Consider the following 2,216-nt stretch of genomic DNA (forward strand, 5'->3'; position numbering starts at 1 on the left):
GGCGATCGGCACCGGCGACGGCACGACGACCGCTTTCCAGCTGACCAAGCTCTACGCCTCGGGCGCGCAGTCGTGGATCGCGGCACCGCCTATGTGGTCTTCGAGGAGCTGGCGCTCTCGACCTATGGCAACCGCCTGCCGCAACTCTCCTTCGAGGTCTTCCGGCCGCTCGCCGATCCCGACACCGCCGAGGGACTGACGCAGGCCGTCACCATGATCCCCGCCTCGGGCGAGTTCACCTACGCCACGCAGGCGATCCGGAAGACCGATGGCGGCGCGACGGTGCCCGAGAACCTGAACGCTCTGGCCGCCTCCACCGACATGGTGGAGGCGCTCGACCGGCTGCAGGCCATGGCCCCGGCGGTCGAAAGCGTCAGCCTCGTCGTGGCCTGGTTCGGCGACGACCTGCGCGCAGGATCCTGCAAGGTGCGGCCGGGCGTCGAGGTGTCGGTCAAGTCGACCACGCCTGCCAGCTGGTCGGTCAACGGCGTCAGCCACGCCAATGCCTTCCTCGTCAGCCGCGACGACCAGGATCGCCCGGTCTATGGCGGCACGCCGTCCGACTTCGCCGTGGTGCAGGCGATCCAGGAGATGAAGGCGCGCGGGCTGCGCGTGACCTTCTATCCCTTCATCCTGATGGATGTGCCGCCCGGCAACAGCCTGCCGAACCCGTATTCCGATAACGCCGTGGAGGCGGGTCAGCCCGCGTTCCCCTGGCGGGGGCGGATCACCTGCTCGCCTGCAGCGGGGTTTGCAGGGACCGTGGACAAGACGGCTACGGCCGCAAGCCAGGTCGCCGCGCTGTTCGGCGCAGCCACGCCCGCGAGCTTCATCGTCTCGGGCGGGAGCGTCAGCTGGACAGGCACGCCCGGCGACTGGGGCCTGCGGCGCATGGTGCTGCACTATGCCCATCTCTGCGCGGCGGCGGGCGGTGTCGACGCCTTCCTGATCGGCACCGAGATGCCGGGACTGACGACGATCCGGTCGGGCGCCAGCACCTATCCGGCCGTGCAGGCCTACCGGGATCTGCTCGCTGATGTGCGCTCGATCCTCGGGTCCGGGACCAAGATCGGATACGTGGCTGACTGGTCGGAATACTTCGGGCACCAGCCGGGCGACGGCTCGGGCGACGTGTACTTCCATCTCGACCCGCTCTGGGCCGATCCGGAGATCGATTTCGTCGGCATCGACAACTACATGCCGCTGTCGGACTGGCGGGACGGGTTCGAGCATGCCGACGCGGCCGAGGGCTGGCCCGCGATCTACGACCGGGCCTACCTGCAGGGGAACATCGCGGGCGGCGAAGGCTTCGACTGGTTCTATGCCAGCGCGGCGGATCGCACTGCACAAGTGCGGACCCCCATCACCGACGGCGCCGCCAGCAAGCCGTGGGTCTTCCGCTACAAGGATCTGCGCGCCTGGTGGTCGAACCCGCACTACAACCGCCCCGGTGGCGTGGAGAGCGGGACGGCGACGGCATGGACGCCGCAGTCGAAGCCGATCTGGTTCACCGAACTGGGCTGTCCCGCCATCGACCGGGGCACCAACCAGCCGAACGTCTTCTTCGATCCGAAATCGTCCGAGAGCTTCACGCCGCATTTCTCGCGGGGCTGGCGGGATGACGCCATCCAGCGCGCCTACCTGGAGGCGACGTATCTCTGGTGGGGCGACGCCGCGAACAACCCGCTGTCCTCGGTCTACGGCGGCCGGATGGTGCACGTCCCCGAATGCGCGGCCTGGACCTGGGACGCGCGGCCGTACCCGTTCTTCCCGGCGCTGACCGATGTCTGGACCGATGGCGCGAACTGGCGGCTCGGCCACTGGCTGACCGGACGGCTCGGGGCGGTGTCGCTCGCTGCGCTGGTCCGCAATCTCTGCCAGCGGGCGGGGCTCCCCGAGGATCGCATCGATGTCAGCGGCCTCTGGGGCGCGGTCGAGGGCTACGCCATCACGGCGCTCGAAAGCCCGCGCGCCTCGATCACCACGCTGTCGCGACATTTCGGCTTCGACGCGGTCGAGACTGAGGGCGTGATCCGCTTCGTCATGCGCGGCCGGGCCTCCGTCGCGACCCTGGAGCCCGACGATCTGGTGGCACCCCGCGAGGGCGACGTGCTGGAACTGACGCGCGGCCAGGAGACGGGGTAGTGTCCAGAATCTTTCGCACATTTTCTCAGGCGACGGCTCCGTGGGTTGAGGTTTGCTCCGCGTAGAGCGGG

At 69.0% G+C, this 2,216-nt stretch carries 1 pseudogene; it reads left to right on the top strand.

The features are described 5' to 3' along the window. Positions 1-2,139, top strand: a pseudogene (locus tag GE300_RS21910) (baseplate multidomain protein megatron); the annotation flags it as partial. Positions 2,140-2,216 lie beyond the last annotated feature (77 nt).

The organism is Halovulum marinum (assembly GCF_009697225.1).
GTDB lineage: Bacteria > Pseudomonadota > Alphaproteobacteria > Rhodobacterales > Rhodobacteraceae > Halovulum > Halovulum marinum.